The sequence below is a fragment of the Devosia sp. genome, from assembly GCF_041917035.1.
Taxonomy (GTDB): domain Bacteria; phylum Pseudomonadota; class Alphaproteobacteria; order Rhizobiales; family Devosiaceae; genus Devosia_A.
This window is the reverse complement of the sequence record NZ_JAYRYM010000354.1, coordinates 1-2891: the sequence shown is the minus strand read 5'-3', so window position 1 is coordinate 2891 and position 2891 is coordinate 1. Positions and strand designations below refer to the sequence as shown.

Below are 2891 nucleotides of genomic sequence, written 5' to 3'. Positions count from 1 at the left end.
CTCGCCGAAGGACGCTACGACATGCAGGACCTCGCCCGCGCCACGGCCAGGGTCGCGTCCTTCGTCGCCGCGACGGCGCCGGCCGGCGAGCGGCTGGCGCTGGGCTACTCGAACGGCGCCAACATCACCGCCTCGGTGCTGTTCGCCGCGCCGGCGAGCTTCGACGCGGCGGTGCTGATGCACCCGCTGATTCCCTTCGATCCGCCCGTCCAGCCGGGGCTGGCCGGGCGCCGCATCCTGATCACTGCCGGCCGGCACGACCCCATCGCACCCGCCGCCGGCGCCCAGCGCCTCGCCGACTATTTCGCCGCCAACGGTGCCGATGTCGGTCTCGTCTGGCACGATGGCGGGCACGAGATCCGCCGCGACGAGCTGCTGGCCGTGCGCGATTTCTTACTTTAAGAACATGAACTTAAGTGGCGTTCCGGAGCGTTGCGGGACGCCGCTTTTGCGGTCGGGCTTAGCCTTCCGTTTACGCCTTGGACCCTAGTCTTTGGGGGAAATGGGGAGACGGATCGGGAGAAGCCGGCCGGACCGAGATTGGCACTTGGCAGGATGAGGAGCGCACTGGCGTCCAGCCTCAGGACGCGCATCCTGCTGCTCACGCTGGCGGTGTTCGTGGCGCTCTCGGTCCCGGCCTATTTCTCCTTCACCGCCATCGTCAATGCCACGGTGGTGCGGCTGGGCACGCTGTTCGCCGAAAAGCAGATACTGTTCGACCGCTATCGCGGCCTCGGGGCGCTGATGCAGGAGGTCAAGCTCGCCGAAACCCTGTCGCGCTCGACCGCCATCCGGGAATGGGCCAAGAACGAGGGCAATGCCGAGCGCTGGGCGCGGGGCCTCGCCGAACTCGAACACTACCGGAAGGCCTTTGCCGACCATTCCTACTTCTTCGTGGTCGATGCCTCGCGGAACTACTACTTCAACGATGCCGCAAACAGCTTTGCCGGGCGCCAGCTGAGCCACACGCTGAGCCCGGACAACCCGCGCGACGCCTGGTACTTCAAGACCACGGCGCTGGGCGAGGGCTGTCACCTCAATGTCGATCACGACGACGTGCTGGCCGTCACCAAGGTCTGGATCAACTGCGTCATCGCTGACGGCGACAAGGTCGTGGGGGTGCTGGGCACCGGTCTCGATCTCAGCCGCTTCGTCGCCGAGGTGGTGGACATCCCGCAGACCGGGGTGACGGCGATGTTCGTCGATCGTGCCGGCGCGGTGCAGGCCCATCGCGATGCCAGCCTCGTCGATTTCCACTCCATCACCAAGGACCTCGCCAACAAGAAGACCGTCTTCGCCCTGCTCGACCGGCCCGAGGATCGCGCCCAGATGCGGGCCATGCTCGCCCGGGTGACCTCGGACGAGGTCAGGGTGGAGAGCCGCTTCATGCATATGGGCGGCCGGGAGGTGCTGGTCGGGGTGGGCTATCTCGACCGGCTGGGCTGGTACAACGTCACGCTGATGGAGGTGGACAAGGTCATCGACCGCAGCCTGTTCCTGCCGCTCGGCTTGCTGCTCGGGGCGATCATGGCGGTCCTCGCCGCCATCATCGGGCTGGTGTTCAAGCGCGGCGTTCTGGATCGGCTGGCCCGGCTCGAAGCCGGGATCAGCGCGGTCCGGGCCGGCGAGTTCGCCCGGGCGCCGGTCGACGGGGGGCAGGACGAGATCGGGCGGCTGTCGCGCGGCCTCGCCGCGATGGCCGAGGCGGTGGGCGGCAATACGAGGATGCTAGAGCAGATGGTCGAAGAGCGGACCGACGAGCTGCGCCGGCTCGCCTTCCGGGACCAGCTCACCGGCATTGCCAATCGCCGCGGCTTCGCCGAGGCCTACGAGCGGATCGGTTCGGCCGGTCGCTCGCGGCTGGCGCTGCTGCTGATCGACATCGACGCGTTCAAGGCGGTCAACGACCGGTTCGGCCACCGGGCCGGCGACATGGTGGTGGCCGAGACGGCCCGGCGGCTGTCCGGCATGGTCCGCCCCGCCGATGCCTGCGGCCGCTGGGGCGGCGACGAGTTCATCCTCCTCGTCAACGGCATCGGCGAACTCGATCCGGGCGCGGTGGCCGAGGCCATCCGCGTCGCGCTCTCGTCCCGGCCGATCGATATCGGCGGCGACCGGCAGATCGCCATCACCGTCAGCATCGGGGCGAGCGAGCTGGATGCCGGCGAGTCGCTGGATGTCGCGGTGGAACTGGCCGATGCCGCGCTCTATCGCGCCAAGGCCGACGGGCGCAATCGCGTGGTGGCATTCGACGCGGAGTCGCCGGCCCGCCTGACGGCCTGAGCCGGTGCCGGGCGCTCAGTCGGCCCTGAGATCGGCCCATTCGGGGTGGCGGCGGAACTGCGCGACCACGTAGGAGCATACCGGCACGATGCGGAAGCCGTCGCGGCGGGCGGCGGTCATTGCCGCCTCGACCAGCTTCAGCGCGAGGCCGTGGTTGCGGTATTGCGGCGGCACGCCGGTATGGTCGGCGACGATGGTGTCCGGGTCGCGCCGCACATAGGTCATCTCCGCCTCGGATCCGTCCGGCAGGTAGATCACGTAGCGGCCGCGATGGCCCGCATCTTCGTGCTTGATCTCGAACGCGTCCGTCATGGTTCAGTCCTTACTGGCGACAGTGCCGCCAGTATGGCGGTCGGCGGCGACTTCTGGAAGGGCGCTCGTCAGATGCGGGTCGCCGGTTCGCCCAGTTCGGGGAAGAACTGCCGCTCGACGAGGAACGGGTGGATCGCCACGGCCGTTGCCATGTCCTTGAGTGCCAGGTCGCGCTTGCCCATCTGCAGGTACATCAGCGAGCGCCCGCTGAGCGCCCCGAAGTGGCGCGGTTCGAGCGCCAGCACCCGGGCGCAGTCGGCGATCGAATCGTCGTAGCGACCGAGCATGTAGTAGAG

3 protein-coding genes and 1 pseudogene are annotated in these 2891 nt (G+C 68.5%); 2 read left to right on the top strand and 2 right to left on the bottom strand.

Annotation, left to right across the window (positions count from 1 at the left end; translation table 11 throughout):
- The coding region (locus tag ACE3TU_RS20910) for an alpha/beta hydrolase (RefSeq protein ID WP_374627767.1) at positions 1–402 on the top strand (402 nt) is incomplete at its 5' end.
- A 153-nt stretch (positions 403–555) separates the two neighbouring features.
- On the top strand, positions 556–2283 hold the full coding sequence (locus ACE3TU_RS20905) for a GGDEF domain-containing protein (RefSeq protein WP_374627765.1): 1728 nt from the start codon (positions 556–558) through the stop codon (positions 2281–2283).
- A gap of 15 nt (positions 2284–2298) precedes the next feature.
- On the opposite strand, the gene ACE3TU_RS20900 is transcribed toward ACE3TU_RS20905, so the two are convergent.
- Together ACE3TU_RS20900 and ACE3TU_RS20895 are read right to left on the bottom strand one after the other, a co-directional pair.
- Positions 2299–2595 (bottom strand): GNAT family N-acetyltransferase, encoded by a 297-nt coding sequence (locus ACE3TU_RS20900; protein ID WP_374627763.1) that lies wholly within the window; start codon positions 2593–2595, stop codon positions 2299–2301.
- Positions 2596–2663: 68 nt separating this feature from the next.
- Positions 2664–2891, bottom strand: a pseudogene (locus tag ACE3TU_RS20895) (hypothetical protein); the annotation flags it as partial.

Excerpts from the sequence above, each read along its gene's own strand:
- ACE3TU_RS20900 (WP_374627763.1), bottom strand. The coding sequence starts at position 2,595 with ATGACGGACGCGTTCGAGATCAAGCACGAAGATGCGGGCCATCGCGGC.
- ACE3TU_RS20905 (WP_374627765.1), top strand. The coding sequence starts at position 556 with ATGAGGAGCGCACTGGCGTCCAGCCTCAGGACGCGCATCCTGCTGCTC.